14 protein-coding genes are annotated in these 16,358 nt (G+C 50.4%); 6 read left to right on the forward strand and 8 right to left on the reverse strand.

All coding sequences use genetic code 11. The features are described from left to right. Nucleotides 1-3: 3 nt before the first annotated feature. The 4 genes from dnaN (at nucleotide 4) to OCL06_RS03290 (ending at nucleotide 5,108) form a co-directional block, all read left to right on the forward strand. Nucleotides 4-1,104 carry a DNA polymerase III subunit beta gene (gene dnaN / locus OCL06_RS03275; protein ID WP_262992302.1) on the forward strand — a complete coding sequence of 367 codons (1,101 nt, stop codon included), beginning with the start codon at nucleotides 4-6 and terminating at the stop codon, nucleotides 1,102-1,104. A gap of 83 nt (nucleotides 1,105-1,187) precedes the next feature. After that, complete coding sequence (recF, locus tag OCL06_RS03280; protein ID WP_262992303.1) at nucleotides 1,188-2,276, forward strand: DNA replication/repair protein RecF; 1,089 nt, start codon at nucleotides 1,188-1,190, stop codon at nucleotides 2,274-2,276. A gap of 8 nt (nucleotides 2,277-2,284) precedes the next feature. Further along, complete coding sequence (gyrB, locus tag OCL06_RS03285; protein ID WP_262992304.1) at nucleotides 2,285-4,705, forward strand: DNA topoisomerase (ATP-hydrolyzing) subunit B; 2,421 nt, start codon at nucleotides 2,285-2,287, stop codon at nucleotides 4,703-4,705. A gap of 163 nt (nucleotides 4,706-4,868) precedes the next feature. Then, entirely contained in the window at nucleotides 4,869-5,108 is a 240-nt protein-coding gene (locus OCL06_RS03290; RefSeq protein ID WP_262992305.1) for a DUF2798 domain-containing protein, read from the forward strand. A 94-nt stretch (nucleotides 5,109-5,202) separates the two neighbouring features. Here the strand turns inward: OCL06_RS03290 and OCL06_RS03295 are convergent, their stop codons facing one another. From OCL06_RS03295 to glyQ, 3 genes are all read right to left on the reverse strand, one after another. After that, nucleotides 5,203-5,646, reverse strand: a complete 444-nt coding sequence (locus tag OCL06_RS03295) for an early set domain-containing protein (protein WP_262992306.1) — start codon at nucleotides 5,644-5,646, stop codon at nucleotides 5,203-5,205. A 65-nt stretch (nucleotides 5,647-5,711) separates the two neighbouring features. Then, a complete protein-coding gene (gene glyS, locus OCL06_RS03300) occupies nucleotides 5,712-7,784 on the reverse strand; it encodes a glycine--tRNA ligase subunit beta (protein WP_262992307.1) in 2,073 nt (690 codons plus the stop codon). After that, nucleotides 7,781-8,692, reverse strand: a complete 912-nt coding sequence (gene glyQ / locus OCL06_RS03305) for a glycine--tRNA ligase subunit alpha (protein WP_262992308.1) — start codon at nucleotides 8,690-8,692, stop codon at nucleotides 7,781-7,783. The genes glyS and glyQ overlap by 4 nt, the downstream gene beginning before the upstream one ends. A gap of 131 nt (nucleotides 8,693-8,823) precedes the next feature. Here glyQ and OCL06_RS03310 point away from each other — a divergent pair, with 131 nt between their 5' ends. After that, nucleotides 8,824-9,408, forward strand: coding sequence for a DNA-3-methyladenine glycosylase I (locus OCL06_RS03310; protein WP_262992309.1), 585 nt, complete (start codon nucleotides 8,824-8,826; stop codon nucleotides 9,406-9,408). A gap of 34 nt (nucleotides 9,409-9,442) precedes the next feature. Here OCL06_RS03310 and OCL06_RS03315 read toward each other — a convergent pair whose 3' ends face one another. From OCL06_RS03315 to OCL06_RS03330, 4 genes are all read right to left on the reverse strand, one after another. Continuing rightward, complete coding sequence (locus tag OCL06_RS03315; protein ID WP_262992310.1) at nucleotides 9,443-9,892, reverse strand: DUF2489 domain-containing protein; 450 nt, start codon at nucleotides 9,890-9,892, stop codon at nucleotides 9,443-9,445. 11 nt (nucleotides 9,893-9,903) lie between these two features. Next, nucleotides 9,904-10,419 (reverse strand): Der GTPase-activating protein YihI, encoded by a 516-nt coding sequence (gene yihI / locus OCL06_RS03320; protein ID WP_262992311.1) that lies wholly within the window; start codon nucleotides 10,417-10,419, stop codon nucleotides 9,904-9,906. Between the two features lie 57 nt (nucleotides 10,420-10,476). Beyond that, nucleotides 10,477-11,121, reverse strand: coding sequence for a class I SAM-dependent methyltransferase (locus OCL06_RS03325; RefSeq protein WP_262992312.1), 645 nt, complete (start codon nucleotides 11,119-11,121; stop codon nucleotides 10,477-10,479). A gap of 340 nt (nucleotides 11,122-11,461) precedes the next feature. Next, on the reverse strand, nucleotides 11,462-12,085 hold the full coding sequence (locus tag OCL06_RS03330) for a c-type cytochrome (RefSeq protein ID WP_262992313.1): 624 nt from the start codon (nucleotides 12,083-12,085) through the stop codon (nucleotides 11,462-11,464). Nucleotides 12,086-12,257: 172 nt separating this feature from the next. Between OCL06_RS03330 and yihA the strand changes: the two genes are divergently transcribed. After that, nucleotides 12,258-12,857, forward strand: coding sequence for a ribosome biogenesis GTP-binding protein YihA/YsxC (yihA, locus tag OCL06_RS03335; protein WP_262992314.1), 600 nt, complete (start codon nucleotides 12,258-12,260; stop codon nucleotides 12,855-12,857). Nucleotides 12,858-13,211: 354 nt separating this feature from the next. Here the strand turns inward: yihA and polA are convergent, their stop codons facing one another. Further along, nucleotides 13,212-15,974, reverse strand: coding sequence for a DNA polymerase I (gene polA / locus OCL06_RS03340; RefSeq protein ID WP_262992315.1), 2,763 nt, complete (start codon nucleotides 15,972-15,974; stop codon nucleotides 13,212-13,214). Nucleotides 15,975-16,358 lie beyond the last annotated feature (384 nt).

Raw genomic sequence — 16,358 nt, forward strand, 5'->3', positions numbered from 1 at the left:
CTCATGAAATTTACCATTAGCCGCGAAAACTTTTTACAGCCGTTACAACTTGTGTCTGGTGCCGTAGAGCGCCGCCATACATTGCCAATACTTTCCAATGTATTAATAAAAGTGAGTGAAGACGCACTCTGGCTGACAGGTACAGATTTAGAAGTCGAGCTTATTTCTAACGTTAAGTTAGAAGGCGAATATGAGGAAGGGGAAATTACCGTTCCGGCCAAAAAGCTGTTCGACATTATTCGCGGCATTTCGGATGGTACCGATATTTCTTTCTCGCTGGATGGTAATAAAGCTCTCATTCGCGCCGGACGTGGACGCTATACCTTATCTACGCTTTCGGCCAATGATTACCCCAATCTGGAAGACTGGGAAGGGGAAGTCGAGTTTGAGATTTCCTGCAGCGACTTAAAGCGTCTTATCGACAGTACCCACTTCTCAATGGCCCAACAGGACGTCCGTTATTATCTCAATGGTATGTCGCTGGAAACTGAAGAGAATATCATTCGCACGGTAGCCACCGATGGACACCGGCTCGCCTTATGCCGGCTGGAATATAATGATGCCTTACCTGGCCGCCAGGTGATAATCCCGCGCAAAGGTGTGCTGGAAATTTCTCGCCTGATTGGCGAGGACGACAAACTCATTAAGATCCAGCTAGGGGCTAATCATTTACGGTTATTTTCCAGTGAATTCATCTTTACCAGTAAGCTGGTAGACGGCCGTTTTCCTGACTATCGCCGGGTCCTGCCGAAAGACGGTGATAAAACAATTCTGGCCAGTAAAGCCGTTTTAAAAGATGCATTCTCTCGCGCCGCTATTTTATCTAACGAGAAATTTCGCGGTGTCCGGTTGAACCTGTCTTCTGGTGAATTAAAGATCACAGCCAATAACCCGGAACAGGAAGAAGCTGAAGAGATTGTTGACGTTGACTACCAGGGCGAAGACTTAGAAATCGGCTTCAACGTGGCGTATCTCATTGATGTTCTCAATGCACTGGTGTCTGATCAAGTGAAAATCAGTCTGTCTGACTCCAACGCCAGTGCGTTGATTGAAGACGCGACTGACGATGCTGCCCTGTATGTCATTATGCCCATGCGGCTTTAATGGCTGCCAGTCTTACCTCTATTAATGGCGTGGTCAGTACAGGGCTGCCTGAACTGCCACGTTACATCCCTTAGGTTATCAGTATGAAACTGGACGAAGTCCAGCTTACCAATTTTCGTAATATTTCCCAGGTCACACTGCGTCCATCTCCCAGACTCACGGTGGTTTCCGGGGTGAATGGCAGTGGCAAGTCGTCACTGTTGGAAGGCCTGTATTATCTTGGTTACGGTCGTTCCTTTCGCACTAAGAAGCACCAGTCGGTGATTGCCCACGAGCAACAGGGGTTCAGTGTATTTGCACGCTGTGTGGATGAGCAGGGGACGGAAATCAAGGTGGGATTAGAACGTAACCGCCATGATGAGTTTACCTGTAGTATCGATGGCACGCACTCTACCCGGCTGTCTGATCTGGTCAGTAAAATCCCCATCCAACTATTCACACCACAGAGTACCGACCTCATATTAGGGTCGCCGTCTGAACGACGTCGCTTCTGTGATTGGGGGTTGTTCCACGTGGAACATGACTTCCATTTGCTGTCGCAGCAATACCAAAAATTGCTGCGTCACCGTAATGCGTTACTGAAACAGCAGGCCAATTTGGCAGCGCCCGAGCATCAATACTGGGAGAGCCAGTTTGATACCGTAGCGAACCACATCACGGCAAAACGGCAAGTTTATGTGGACAAGCTCACGCCTATCTTTGAGCAATTTCTTGCAGGCTTTTTGCCTGAGTTTACCGTGACAGTGAGTTACTACAAGGGGTGGGAAAAAGATGCGACTTTATCAGGAAGCTTGGTTAAAAAGGCGGAGTATGATGGTAAAATAGGGCATACGTCTGTGGGGCCCCATAAAGCCGATATTCGCTTTAAATTGAATGGGGCTAATGCCCAGGAGATCTTATCGCGAGGACAGCTGAGAATGGCTGTAGCGGCCCTCCAGTTGGCACAAACGGCATTATTTAGTGACTTAACAGCGAAGAAAAGTATTTTTCTGCTGGACGATGTCGGCGCAGAATTAGATATCGACAAGCGTGAACGCTTTATTGATGGGTTGCTGGACATGGATACCCAAGTTTTCGTTACCGCCATTGAGCGGTCGCAACTCAATTTTATAAATAAATACAACGATAAAAGAATGTTTCACGTGGAACATGGACACGTGACAGAGGAGTAAAAGCCAGTATGTCAGAGCAGAATAACTACGACTCATCCAGTATTAAGGTACTGAAAGGTCTGGATGCCGTGAGGAAGCGGCCGGGCATGTATATCGGTGATACCGACGACGGCACAGGTTTACACCACATGGTATTCGAAGTCGTCGATAACTCCATTGATGAAGCCCTCGCCGGTCACTGTTCAGAAATTCTCGTTCAGATCCATATCGACGGCTCTGTTTCTGTCTCAGATGACGGTCGTGGGATCCCGACCGAATTACACGAAGAGGAAGGGGTGTCAGCGGCAGAGGTTATCATGACCGTGCTTCATGCCGGCGGTAAGTTTGATGACAATTCTTATAAAGTATCAGGCGGTCTACATGGGGTAGGCGTCTCGGTGGTAAACGCACTCTCCAGTAAATTGAGACTGCGTATCCGTCGTGGTGGCAAAACCTATGAACAAGAATATCAACATGGTGTGCCGCAAGCACCGCTGGAAGCCATCGGTGAAACCGACAAGACCGGCACGGCACTGCGCTTTTGGCCAAGCCATGAAACCTTCACTAACACAGAATTTCATTACGATATTCTGGCCAAGCGTCTTCGTGAGTTGTCATTCCTGAACTCTGGGGTATCTATTCGCCTTAGAGATGAGCGTGATGACAAAGAAGACCTGTTCAAATATGAAGGCGGTATCCGCGCATTTGTTGAGTACCTCAACCAGAAGAAAACTCCGGTACACCAATCGGTTTTCCACTTCAGCTCAGAGCGTGAAGATGGCATCTCGGTAGAAGTCGCCATGCAGTGGAACGACAGTTTCCAGGAAAGCATTTTCTGCTTTACCAACAATATTCCTCAGCGGGACGGCGGTACTCACCTGGCTGGTTTCCGTGGCGCACTTACCCGTACGCTGAATAACTATATGGAATCGGAAGGGCTGAATAAGAAAGCCAAGACGAATGCAACTGGTGATGATGCCCGCGAAGGCCTCACCGCAGTCGTATCGGTAAAAGTGCCTGATCCCAAGTTCTCATCGCAAACTAAAGACAAGCTGGTTTCCTCAGAAGTGCGTCCTGCGGTTGAGTCAGCCATGAACGAAAAGCTGTCAGAGTTCCTGCTGGAAAACCCCAGCGAGAGTAAAGTGATTGCCTCGAAAATTATCGATGCGGCACGAGCTCGTGATGCCGCTCGTAAAGCTCGTGAGATGACGCGACGCAAAGGTGCGCTGGATTTAGCCGGTCTGCCGGGCAAACTAGCGGATTGTCAGGAAAAAGATCCTGCAATGAGCGAACTGTATATAGTGGAGGGTGACTCCGCTGGCGGGTCAGCGAAGCAGGGCAGAAACCGTAAGAATCAGGCTATTCTGCCGTTGAAGGGAAAAATCCTGAACGTAGAAAAAGCCCGTTTCGACAAAATGCTGTCATCTCAGGAAGTGGCAACATTGATTACAGCGCTGGGCTGTGGCATCGGCCGTGATGAATACAACCCTGAGAAGCTGCGTTATCACAGCATCATTATTATGACGGATGCGGACGTCGATGGCTCGCACATTCGTACGCTGCTGCTGACGTTCTTCTACCGTCAAATGCCGGAAATTATCGAGCGGGGCTATGTCTATATTGCGCAGCCGCCACTGTATAAAGTGAAGAAAGGTAAGCAGGAGCAATACCTGAAAGACGACGATGCGCTGACGAATTACCTGACCTCAATTGCCCTGGACGGTGCTTCACTGCATACCAGTGATGATGATCCGGGTATCAGCGGCGTGGGGCTGGAAAGTTTAATTAAGCAGTACCAGACCGTAGAGAAAATGATAGGCAGAATGCGCCGGGTGATGCCTGCCGCTATTCTTTACCGGATGATTTATACTCCAACCATCGATCTGGCGGACCTCAAAGACGAGACGACGCTGGACGGGATCGCGGAACGGTTTGTAGCGCAGTTGACGGAAAAAGAAAATGATGGCGCGACCTACCGTCATGAAATTCGCCGGGATGATGAGCTCAGCGAGTTCTATATAACGATCATCATGCGTATGCACGGTATCGACTACGAATACTCACTGAACCGTGACTTCATCGAATCGACTGAATATCAGCGCCTGAAAGAGCTGAATCACGCCATTAACAACATGATGGATAACGACGCCTTTGTTCAGCGTAATGAGCGTAAGCAGCCGGTGACGTCGTTTAAGGAAGCGCTGGAGTGGCTGATGCACGAAGCGAAACGGGGTCAGTATATTCAGCGCTATAAAGGGCTGGGTGAGATGAACCCGGAGCAGCTGTGGGAAACCACTATGGACCCAGGCAGCCGTCGGATGCTGCAGGTGACGATTGAAGATGCCATTGCCTGCGACCAGCTCTTTACCACGCTTATGGGCGACCAGGTTGAGCCGCGCAGAGAGTTCATTGAAGCGAATGCGTTAAAAGTAGAGAACCTGGACGTATAGCACGCATTCAAGGTGACTACTAAGAAAGCCCGGCCACAGTGCCTGGCTTTTCTATTTCCAGGCAGGGTTTTACAGAATGCGCTGTGAAAATTGAAGCGCACTGACCATAGGAGTAACATAGCGGCAGCTTAGCTCTTTTACGATTAACAGAAAGGTGGAAAACATGGCGCAGTGGATATACAAAATCTGCTTTTCTTTTTGCATGTCATTACTGCTGTCACTGCTAATGTCGGGGTGGGTGACCTACCTGAACCTTGGGCTAGACCATAACTTCTGGGGCAACTGGATGCAGGCGTTTTTATTAGCATGGCCAGCAGCATTCGCCATCGCAGTTTGTTTTGGTGGCGTGGTGGGCATATTGGCAACGAAATTGTCACAGCGCATCATTGGCTGGGTTCAGTAGCGTTATCATTATTGCTACCCGATTAAACAGAAAGGCAGGGCATAAAAAAGGCGGCTAATGCCGCCTCTGAGAGGTTTTCCGTATAAGGCTAAGCTCAGCCCCGGCGGGTAATCAATAAGCGTATCTCATTGCCACTGGCCGCCATAATCGTAAACCGATAGGTGCCGGTTTCGGTAGGCGTAAACTGTAATGTTTCTGAGTCGCCGGCGCAGACCAGGTAGCTGGTAGAATTAAGGCTTACCGGCTGACCCTTATACTTGCCACCGCAACTCTGTGCCGGACTCCAGTTTTCATCTGAGACCTTAAAGTCATAGGGCTGTCCGTCAGCAATCAATTCAACATCGACCTGCCAACCTCCATTACCTTGTGTGAACTGGTAGTCAGGGGAGGCTTCCCACCAGTTAAACACGCCCCGTAAATAAAGCTCAGAAAATGCGATATCAGGCTCAGATGACATGCCCGGAACTGAAATCGACCCGGTACTCGAACAGGCCGAGAGTGTCAGCATCATACTAAGTAAAGCAATTTTCTTAAACACAGTATCCTCTTATGCGCCCGGGTAGTTAATCGTTAATAACCGGGCGCGTTGAACATAGTAGACAGTTACGCTTTTGCCAACTGAGATATATCGGCCGTGGTCAGGAACAGCTCACGTAGTAACGCCAATAAAGCCAGACGGTTGTTACGTACCGCCTCATCGTCAGACATGACCATCACGTTGTCAAAAAACGCATCGATAACATCGCGCAAAGTGGCAAGCTCAGACAGTACAGCAGGGTAATTATGTTCAGCCGCTGCAGCGCGAACCTGCGACTCTGCGCCCTGCAAAGCATCGTACAATGCTGTTTCGTACTGGTTATCGAACAGAGTCGGATCAACCTGTGTGGAAACATTACCAGACTGCTTGGCCAGAATATTCGCAACCCGCTTGTTTGCTGCGGCCAGCGCCTCTGCCTGTTCAAGCTGTTTGAAGTCCGACACCGCTGCTACGCGGGCCGCGTAGTCTGAGGGCTGGGTAGGGCGGCGAGCAGACACGGCCTGAATAACATCGATGCTAATTCCCTGATCCTGCAACAGAGCCACAAACCGGCCCAGCACAAAATCAACTACCTGGCTGTGCAGCTCATCGTTAGACAGCTTGTCGCCATAGACACTGGCGGCGTGCGCCACCATATCGTCTAAATCGACAGTAAGGTTCATCTCTACACAGATACGCAAGACACCAATAGCGGCGCGACGCAGTGCAAAGGGATCCTTGTCACCTTTAGGTAACTGGCCAATACCAAAAATACCCACGAGTGTATCCAGCTTATCCGCCAGCGATACCGCCGCGGCTTCTTTACTGGATGGCAGGGTGTCACCCGCAAAGCGCGGCAGATATTGCTCGTAGAGGGCGCGGGCCACGACCGGATCTTCGCCGTCGTTCTGTGCGTAGTACATGCCCATCACGCCCTGAACATCAGGGAACTCCATGACCATGTTAGTCATCAGATCGGTTTTTGACAGCAGACCTGCACGCTCAGCAAGTTCGCCATCGGCACCGATGCGGTCGGCAACGAAACGTGCCAAACGGGCGATCCGGGCGGATTTCTCTTTCAGTGTCCCCAGCTGTTTTTGGAATAACACTGAGTCTAACGAGTCAAGCCGGCTCTCGAGTGTCTGCTTTTTATCATTGTTGAAGAAGAACTCAGCATCCGCAAGGCGAGGGCGGATCACCTTTTCATTACCGGAAATAATCTGGGCCGGGTCCTGGCTTTCAATGTTAGTGACGAACAGGAAAGTGTTGGAGAGGTTGCCTTCACTGTCCAGCAGAGGCACATACTTCTGATCATCCTTCATGGTATAAATCAGCGCCTCTTTGGGCACGTCGAGGAAACCTTTTTCGAAGCTGGCGGTAAGCACGACTGGCCATTCCACCAGGCAGGCAATTTCCTCTAACAGGGCATCATCGTAGTCGGCGTGCAGGTTAAGCGCGCTGGCATTGGCCTCAAGGGCTTCCCGGACCTTATCTGCGCGGGCCTGGAAATCAGCTACCACATAGTGGGACTCCAGTGCCATGGCGTAGTTATCCGCATGATCAAGCTCGAACGTTGCCTCACCATGAAAACGGTGGCCCTGCACCACACGGCCACTGGGCAGACCCAGAGCCGTGATGTTGACGACTTCACTGCCATACAGCACGGCGAGGGTATGCACCGGCCGGATAAACTGGGTGTTGTAATTTCCCCACCGCATCGGCTTAGGGATAGGCAGTTTGGCGATAGCCTGATTGAGCAAGGATTCCAGCAGTGCTGTCACGGGTTGACCGGGCACATGGGCTTTGTGCAAAAGCCATTCGCCTTTGTCAGTGACCAAGCGCTCGGCGTCAGCTACCTCAATACCGTTACCACGGGCCCAGCCCAGAGCTGCTTTAGTAGGGTTACCCTCACTATCAAAGGCCGCTGAAACAGCCGGACCGCGCTTCTCCACTGTTTTATCTTGCTGGCTTTCTGCCAGCTCGGTGACGTAAACCGCCAGACGGCGGGGAGCGGCAAACCAGCTTACCGATGCAAACGGAAGTTCAGCAGACTCCAGCGCCGCGCGGAACAGGCTGGCAAAACTTTCACCCAATGACTTCAGAGCGGTAGGCGGGAGCTCTTCTGTGCCTAATTCAATTAACAGGTTCTCGGTTCTCACGCTGACTGCTCCTTATTGCACAATGGAAATCCTAGCGACTCACGGGCGGCGTAATAGCTTTCTGCACAGGCTTTGGCCAGTGTCCGGACCCGTAAAATATAACGTTGGCGCTCAGTCACTGAAATAGCGTGGCGGGCGTCCAGCATGTTGAAAGCGTGAGAGGCTTTCATAACCTGTTCGTAAGCCGGTAAGGGCAGGTTATTTTCAATCAGCAGTTTACTACTGGCCTCACATTCATCAAAGGTACGGAATAGCGATTCGACGTTGGCATAGTCAAAGTTGTAGGTGGACTGTTCAACTTCATTCTGATGAAAAACATCGCCATAGGTCACAGTACCCATAGGGCCGTTCGTCCAGATCAAATCGTAGATGGAATCGACTTCCTGAATATACATGGCCAGGCGCTCAAGCCCGTAGGTGATCTCACCTGTGACCGGCTTGCACTCCAGCCCACCGACTTGCTGGAAATACGTAAACTGGGTTACTTCCATGCCATTTAACCAGACTTCCCAGCCCAGGCCCCATGCACCGAGAGTCGGCGATTCCCAGTTATCTTCCACAAAGCGAATGTCATGCACCAGCGGGTCAAAACCAAGCTCTTTCAGTGAGCCAAGATACAGCTCCTGAATGTTATCCGGCGACGGTTTCATCATGACCTGAAACTGATAGTAATGCTGCAGGCGGTTGGGGTTTTCACCGTACCGGCCATCAGTGGGACGGCGGCATGGCTGTACATAAGCGCTGCTAATGGGCTCCGGGCCTAATGAGCGTAAGAATGTCATAGGGTGAAAGGTGCCTGCGCCCACTTCCATATCTAATGGCTGAATGATGACGCAACCCTGGCGTGCCCAGTAATCCTGAAGCGCGAGGATTAACCCCTGAAAGGTCTTAATATCGTATTTCTGCATACATTCGCTGCTTTTCATTTCTAACTGACTATTTAAAGGTGGCATAGTATACAATTTGTCAGGCGCTGTATGTAGGCCTGTCGCCGGGAAATAGCTACAAATTCACCTAATCAGACACAGTGAGATGTGAGATGCAAACAGACGTAAAACGATGTCAGTGGGTATCACAGGACCCAGAGTATCAACGGTATCACGATGAAGAATGGGGCAGACCGGTCACTGACAGTCAGGAGCTATTCGCCAAGCTATGTCTGGATGGCCAGCAAGCGGGATTGTCGTGGATCACTATACTGAAGAAGCAGCCTGCTTACATGGCCGCGTTTCACGATTTTGAGCCGCACAGGGTGGCGCAAATGGGCGAGGAGGATGTCGACAGGTTAATGCAGAATACCGGCATTGTGCGCAACCGGCTTAAGTTGCGTTCTGTAATCACAAACGCCCGGGCAATGATTGAGATAGAGCAGCAGCAAAGTTTTGCCGACTTTATCTGGCAGTTTACTGAAGGTAAAACGCTGGTGAATGCGTGGACGTCAGCTGAACAGGTGCCCACCGCCACCAGGGAGTCGCAAGCCATGTCACGTGCACTTAAGAAAGCCGGCTTTAAGTTTGTGGGGGAAACCATTTGCTATGCGTTTATGCAGGCCGTGGGGATGGTTAATGACCACGAAACTGATTGCTGGTGTTACGAAGCGTGTTGTGAAAGCGCCCGCCGCTAGACGTGCTACGGGCGTTGGTAAGGGGAAGTACAGGTTACAGGGCGTGGCAGTATTCTTTCACGGCTGGCAGTTCTGCCAGTACCTGTGACTCGTGTTCTGACTCAATTTGTTCCCTGGCTTTATCCTGCTTACGTTTTTCAGCTTTGCTCAGCTTTTTTCGTTCATCCAGTATAGCAAACCCACTTACCGCCACGAACAGATCATGAAGGTGGGGGAACTTGGCCCGGTAATCGGGTTTAGGATCCACGGGCAGGGCATTTAACAGATTCACAATACGAATAACGCCTTCTGAAAGCTCGCACTGCTGCTGTTCCATTGCCATGGAAATAGTCAGGATGCTTTCCGTGATCGTGCCAATTCGCTTATCCCTGGCTGCCTGATGACGGGCAGTCTGCAGTTTAAGTTGGTACATCAACCGGCCGGCATAAAACCCCAGCGCCAGGGTAGTCACAACAGCGATTACCGCCAAGATGGTCCACAACATCCTATACCTCGCTAGCGCTTGTAATCGTCTATATCGATAGCATCAAGGCCATCTAACGGATCATCGTCGTCCTCTTCCGCATCATCGTAATCGGTGATGCCAAGCAATTCACAGACGACGTGGTGTCTGGCCATCTTCTCATCCACATAGGCCTGTTCAGCCTTGCTGATAGCCTGGTCGTCATCCAGTTTGTCCAGTAGCGCAGCCAGTTTAGTATCTGCTTCCAGCGCGGCTAACTCCTGCTCAGGGGTGGCGTACTTTGGCGCTTTAGGTTGCTTAGCCGGTGCACTTGCCGTAGGCGGGGTTAAATCTATTGGCTTTTTACTGCCTACCCGGGGATCTTTCGCCTGTTTTGACTGGCTATGGCCAGACGACGATTGTTCGACATTGTGGCGATTTCCGGCTGGTTTACCCTTATGCTTCTTGGGCTTTTGTGCAGAGGCTGGTTTTGGTTTGCCAGGCTTGCGGTCGGGATCTTTGCGAACGCCGATCAGACCAACTTTGCGCGATTTTTTGCTTCGAGCCATAACATCCTTCGGATAGGTTGATAAATGAAAATCTTACTGCGTTATTATAACGCGGATTCAGCCATGCTTCTGCAACAAAACCACATCTTTATCAACAAAGGTGGCATGAAAGCCATAGCGTGCGGCAATAAATTCGAATGTAGCCGTGGAATAAAATGCTACATGGGTGGGGTCGTTCTTATAATGCCAGTGCGCAAAGCGTGTGGCACTGATCACCCGTTTGGTCATTATAACCAATATGCCTGCGGGGGTGAGACAGTCTGTAAGTATGCGGAGTTCCCGGGCAGGGTTGTGAAAATGCTCAATGGCTTCGGTACAGGTTATAAAGTCATAGTGGTGGCTAAGTACCGAGGGCTGGGCATGAAAAATAGGATCGTACACCGACATGGTCATGCCGGCGTCACTGAGCATTTCTGCCAACACAGGCGCGGGGCCACAGCCAAAATCTAATCCACGGGCAGGGGGCGTGAGCTTATCTAACAAGGGGGTTGTAACCCGGCTTAAAAACTTTCGGTAGCCCGGATCATCAGAGGCGTTTTCGTGCAGCTGATACTCTGCCGTTTCCTGCTTAAGTGAGGGCAGGCTGTCAGGGTGGACAAATACCAGTTCGCAGCGATTGCACTGAAAGTAATGGCGGCGCTTGTCCTGATGGTAGTGTTGGGTGTGGATGTGTTGGCACAACGGGCAGGGAAGCTGAGACATACGCTGAGAATTACAGAGAACCAAAAAAGAAAAAGGTGATGGCCTGAACCATCACCTTACATTATTGAGTGTCAGATGACACCTCTCCCGTTTTTGCACCTCTGTGTGCAACTGGCTTCCTTTCGGTGCTCCCCTTTTTGCTTTTTTTAGCAGAGCCGACGTTTGTTGTTTTAGGTCTTCCTGACGCTTTATTGTCGTAACCAAGCCTGTTTATTATTGTTTTTCAGACTGGGTAGTTTCAGTTTGGATTACTGAAACTAGGCAGTAGAATACAGCAAAATTTTAAAAATACAACTTTTTTACTAACAAAATATTAACAGAGTTGTCATTAAAGTGTCACTTAGTGCAAGCCGGCCACATAATTTGACAGGATTTCAATGTCTTCGTCGGTCAGCTTCGAGGCAATGTCACGCATCATGCCATTCATGTCGTTGTGACGGGTACCTGAGCGGAACGCTTTCAGTTGCGCTTCGGTATATGCAGCATGCTGACCACTGATGTCCGGGAAGCCTGCCAGTCCCATACCATTACCCTGCGGACCATGACACGCGATGCAGGCAGTGATACCACGCTCTTCGTCGCCACCCTGATAAAGCGCGCGGCCAGGCTCTACAAATTCCTCAGGGGTTTCGCCCGGGGTCATTTCCTGGCTGGCAAAATAGGCTGCCAAATCTTGCATATCCTGAAGTGACAGGGGCGCTGCCATGCCGTTCATTACTGCGTTGTTACGCCCTTCTTCGCCACCCGTTTCAGCTGCAAGTTTAAACTCCTGCAGTTGCTTGACTAAATAATCAGGGTGCTGATCGGCAATCTTAGGGTTCATTTCAATCATGCTGTTACCATCTGGGCCATGGCATGCTGCGCAAACTGCAGACTTCGCTTTTCCTGCCTCTGCGTCACCCTCAGCAACAGCTGTGGCGGACAAACCCAAAGACATACAGACCAACAAACAGAGTTTTTTCATAATCAATCTCTTAAAAGGAACCAACGGCTAGCGTGATATACGTGATATCATGCGTATTTTACACATTTACTGCGCCAGAAAAACCTATTCCATGATAAAACTATGGTTTTACACCTTTTTATCACAGAACAGGTGTTCATAGATCTAGACAAAAGGTAGACACAGCAAGGCCATGACATATTTTACCAACGCCAAGTTTCAAATGAGTGCACCGGATATCAGCCACTTGCATCAGGACGATGGTATCGAGGTGGCATTCGCTGGCCGCTCGAATGCGGGAAAATCCAGCGCGCTCAATACCCTAACCCGACAAAAGAACCTCGCCCGCACCAGTAAAACGCCCGGACGCACCCAAATGATCAACGTGTTCGAGTTAGATGAACAACGTCGTCTGGTTGATTTGCCGGGGTACGGCTTTGCTCAGGTGCCGCTGGCTATGAAGAAAAAGTGGCAGAAATCACTGGGTGAGTACCTGCAAAAACGGAAAACATTGCAAGGCCTGGTCGTATTGATGGATATTCGCCACCCCTTCAAAGATTTGGATCAGGAGCTTATACACTGGGCGGTTAGCGCAAACTTACCAGTACTGGCGTTGTTGACCAAGTCTGACAAGCTTAAGGCCGGCAAACGCAAAGCCCAGCTGCTGATGGCACGGGAAGCGGCTCTGGCATTCTGTGGAGATGTCACGGTGCATACGTTTTCGTCGCTGAACCGGCAGGGGCTGCCCGAACTGGAACAGGTGCTGTCCACCTGGCTGCAGCTAGATAAATAAGCCTGGTACAAATAAAAATGCCCCATCAGGTGATGGGGCAAAAAGGACTGAGAGAAAACACATAAACCGTAACTAAGAGCCCGCTGCCGGCAATTAGTTCCATCAAATCTGCACTTTTCTTCTAAACGGGCACACATAGCCTGCCTGCTACTAACACCGAATTTAAGACATAAAAAAACCCCGGCAAATTGCCGGGGTTAAAGCAAAGGTTTGAAAACAGCTTTCTCACCTCTGTACCCTACGCGTGCTAGGGTAACGTAGCGCAAAAAAAAGGCAAGAAAAAATTGTAATTAAATTACCAAAAAGAGGCAATGGCGCCACTTTTTGGTGCAGTTACTGTAATGAAATTACCTTTTAATGGGCCTCATCCCAGTTTTTTCCCTGGCCGGCCTCCACCAGCAGGGGCACTGACAAGGTCGCCGCCTGCTCCATGAGTTCGGTGATGCGTGCAGTATGAGCGGCCAGCGAGTCGGTCTTGATTTCAAACACCAACTCATCATGCACCTGCATCATCATCGATACCTCGGCATGCGCTTCCTGCCTGATCCAGTCATCCACTTTAATCATCGCCATTTTTATAATGTCGGCAGCCGTGCCCTGCATGGGCGCATTAATAGCAGCCCGCTCGGCACCTTTACGGCGTGCACCATTGCTGGCTTTGATGTCCGGTAAGTAGAGCCTGCGTCCGAACACGGTTTCTACATAACCTTTCTGTTTCGCCAGTTCTCGAGTGCTGTCCATATATTCCAGCACCCCGGGATACCGTTCAAAGTACAGGTCCATATATTTCTGGGCATCATGACGGGGAATATTAAGCTGCTTGGCCAGCCCGAATGCTGACATGCCATAAATCAAGCCGAAATTAATGGCTTTGGCGCTACGTCGCTGTTCACCGGTGACGTCATCCAGCGCCACACCGAAGACTTCTGACGCGGTGGCCCGGTGGATATCCTGGCCCTCGGAAAACGCCGTGAGTAAGCCTTTGTCTTTTGACAGGTGGGCCATGATCCGCAGTTCAATTTGTGAGTAGTCGGCGGCGACAATGGTGTAGCCGTCCCGGGGCACAAAGGCTTGTCTGACCCGCCGGCCTTCTTCATTACGAATGGGGATATTCTGCAGATTAGGATCGGTTGACGATAATCGGCCCGTCGCCGTGACAGCCTGATGGTACGACGTATGAACGCGACCGGTGCGATGATTAATCATCTTCGGCAGCTTGTCAGTATAGGTGTTTTTTAGCTTGGTCATGCCGCGATATTCCATGATCTTATGCGGCAGTGAATACTCCAGGGCCAGTTCCTGCAATACTTCCTCAGAGGTAGATGGCGCGCCTTTCGGGGTCTTTTTGACGATCGGCAGTTCCATCTTTTCAAACAGGATGTGTTGCAGTTGCTTGGTGGAGCCCAGATTAAAGGTTTCTCCGGCTTCCTCGTGCACCGCTTTTTCAAGCTTATCAATGCGGGTAGCGAGATCCTGACTTTGCTGCGCCAGTTGCTGGCTGTCGATCAATACACCCATCTGTTCCATCCGCGCCAGAATGCTGGCAACGGGCATTTCCACGTCAGTCAGCAAGGCTTTCAGGGCCGGTTCAGCCTGAATTTTTTCCCATAGCACCAGGTGTAGACGCAGAGTGATATCGGCGTCTTCCGCGGCGTAGGGCGCGGCTTCTTCCAGAGCAATCTGGTTAAAGGTAAGCTGTTTGGCGCCTTTACCGGCTATATCCTCAAAACGAATGGTTTTATGACCCAGATACGCCAGCGCCAGTGAGTCCATATCATGGCGGGTGGCAGTACTGTTCAGCACGTAGGATTCCAGCATGGTGTCGAAGGCAATACCGTCGAGAGTGATGTCATAATTTGCCAGTACGTTCTTATCGTATTTCAGATGTTGGCCGACTTTCTTAACATCAGCGCTTTCCAGCAGCGGCTTAAGGGTGTCGAGCACATAGTCTCTGTCGAGCTGCTCGGGGGCATCCGGATAATCATGGGCCACCGGCACATAGGCTGCCTTACCGGGTTCCGTACAAAACGACAGGCCGACCAGTTCAGCTTCCATATAGTTCACACTGGTGGTCTCAGTATCAAAGGCAAACAGCGGCGCGTCCTTCAGGGTCTGTACCCAGCTTTCAAATGCCTCTTTGGTTAATACGGTGTCGTATTGACTGCGATCGATAGCCGGGGATAAGCCGGTTTCTTCTTTATCGCCCTGAGACTCAGCCACGGTTTCTGCCGCAGAGTCAGCCGTGACTTCGGCGTGCCAGCGCTTGAATTCATATTCGGCAAACAGCGTACTCAGTGCCTGATTGTCGGCCTCAGTAGGGCATAGGGTTTCAGGGCTGTAGTCCAGTTCCATGTCTATCTTAATAGTCGCCAGCTCATAGGATAACCGGGCCTGTTCCTCGTATTCCGCCATTTTCTTGGCCATGGTCTTGCTGCCACGGAAAGACAGGTCGGCGATTTTGTCGAGGTTTTCATAGATGGCGTCAATACCACCAATACCATTGAGCAGTGCCTGTGCACTCTTATCGCCTACACCGGGCACGCCGGGGATATTATCGACTTTGTCGCCTTTCAGGGCCAGAAAGTCGATCACCAGTTCCGGTGGAATACCGAACTTCTCTTTTACCCCGTCAACGTCCATCAACTGGTTGGTCATGGTGTTGATCAAGGTGACGTGCTGATTAACCAGCTGCGCCATATCTTTATCGCCGGTACTGATCAGGGTGTCGATCCCTTTCTCGGTAGCAATGTGCGCCAGCGTGCCGATAACGTCGTCAGCCTCTACGCCGTCCTCCACAATAATCGGCAGGCCCATGGCTTTAATAATCTGGTGCAGCGGCGGGATCTGCCCGGCAAGCTCTTCCGGCATGGGCGGGCGGTTAGCTTTGTATTCGGTATAGATGTCGTCTCTGAATGTCTTGCCTTTGGCATCAAACACTACCGCGATATGGGTAGGGTGGTACTGTTTGAGCAGGCTTTTCAGCATGTTCACCACGCCATAGATAGCGCCGGTATCCTGACCTTTGGAATTGGTGAGGGGCGGCAGGCCGTGAAAGGCTCTGAATAAATAAGACGAGCCATCAACCAGAATAAAAGGTGGCTTTTTTGAATCTGACATAGGGAAATTCGATCGGGAAAAATAATACGCAAAAGGATGCCATAGGGTTGACGGGATCGCTACCAAATGCGCGCAATTATCCACGGCGATCTGTGGATAACTTTGTGATCTAAATAACAGGCACGCATGATCCTCGCGATCAATCACTTAACGTTGATCACGATGCATTTAAGAAAAAATAAGGCTTTACATAACAAAACGTGGTAGCAGGTGAACCCTGAATACATTCCCTTGTTTTGTGGATAACTTGGCGAGCGTTGTTCTTGTGTTAACCAAGTTGGCCAAGTAATGTAGCATAGTGCAAGATATGAACAATACTGTTGGTTAAGAATTTTTTGTAAGAATCCGGTGAATAAATAGCCGGATTTTGCATAAGTAAGCACC

This window comes from Alteromonas salexigens (assembly GCF_025628895.1).
Lineage (GTDB): Bacteria > Pseudomonadota > Gammaproteobacteria > Enterobacterales > Alteromonadaceae > Alteromonas > Alteromonas salexigens.

Bases quoted from the DNA above. Each gene is read 5' to 3' on its own strand.
- dnaN (WP_262992302.1), top strand. From the start codon at position 4: ATGAAATTTACCATTAGCCGCGAAAACTTTTTACAGCCGTTACAACTT.
- recF (WP_262992303.1), top strand. From the start codon at position 1,188: ATGAAACTGGACGAAGTCCAGCTTACCAATTTTCGTAATATTTCCCAG.
- gyrB (WP_262992304.1), top strand. From the start codon at position 2,285: ATGTCAGAGCAGAATAACTACGACTCATCCAGTATTAAGGTACTGAAA.
- OCL06_RS03290 (WP_262992305.1), top strand. From the start codon at position 4,869: ATGGCGCAGTGGATATACAAAATCTGCTTTTCTTTTTGCATGTCATTA.
- glyQ (WP_262992308.1), bottom strand. From the start codon at position 8,692: ATGCAGAAATACGATATTAAGACCTTTCAGGGGTTAATCCTCGCGCTT.
- OCL06_RS03310 (WP_262992309.1), top strand. From the start codon at position 8,824: ATGCAAACAGACGTAAAACGATGTCAGTGGGTATCACAGGACCCAGAG.
- OCL06_RS03315 (WP_262992310.1), bottom strand. From the start codon at position 9,892: ATGTTGTGGACCATCTTGGCGGTAATCGCTGTTGTGACTACCCTGGCG.
- yihI (WP_262992311.1), bottom strand. From the start codon at position 10,419: ATGGCTCGAAGCAAAAAATCGCGCAAAGTTGGTCTGATCGGCGTTCGC.
- OCL06_RS03325 (WP_262992312.1), bottom strand. From the start codon at position 11,121: ATGTCTCAGCTTCCCTGCCCGTTGTGCCAACACATCCACACCCAACAC.
- OCL06_RS03330 (WP_262992313.1), bottom strand. From the start codon at position 12,085: ATGAAAAAACTCTGTTTGTTGGTCTGTATGTCTTTGGGTTTGTCCGCC.
- yihA (WP_262992314.1), top strand. From the start codon at position 12,258: ATGACATATTTTACCAACGCCAAGTTTCAAATGAGTGCACCGGATATC.
- polA (WP_262992315.1), bottom strand. From the start codon at position 15,974: ATGTCAGATTCAAAAAAGCCACCTTTTATTCTGGTTGATGGCTCGTCT.